The 341-nt window shown below is 62.2% G+C and carries 1 protein-coding gene; it reads left to right on the top strand.

Features of this window, described 5'->3' with window-relative positions; translation table 11 throughout:
* The coding region (locus tag AC0L23_RS40115; RefSeq protein WP_473358441.1) for an ATP-binding protein at positions 1–341 on the top strand (341 nt) is incomplete at both ends.

The following is a 341-nucleotide window of genomic DNA, read 5'->3' as shown; positions in this document are numbered from 1 at the left end:
GACCTGCTCAACGCCGAGATCAACGAGAAGCAAGCCAGGTCGATCAAATACCAGCTCACCATTGCCAAGCTGCCGCTCGCCAAGGACATCGCCGACGTCCAGTTCGACGGCACGCCGATCAATCAGACTCTCGTCAATGATCTCGCTGGCGGCGGCTTCATCGCCCAACAACGCAACGTCGTGCTGGTTGGCGGCACCGGCACTGGCAAGACCCATCTGGCCATCGCCATCGCCAGAAGTTGCATCCGCAATGGCGCCAGAGGACGCTTCTACAACGTCGTCGACCTCGTCAACCGGCTCGAGACCGAGACCCGCAACGGTCGGCAGGGACGGCTCGCCGA

It is taken from the genome of Bradyrhizobium sp. MI1.4 (assembly GCF_055811315.1).
This window is presented reverse-complemented; position numbering and strand designations above follow the sequence as displayed.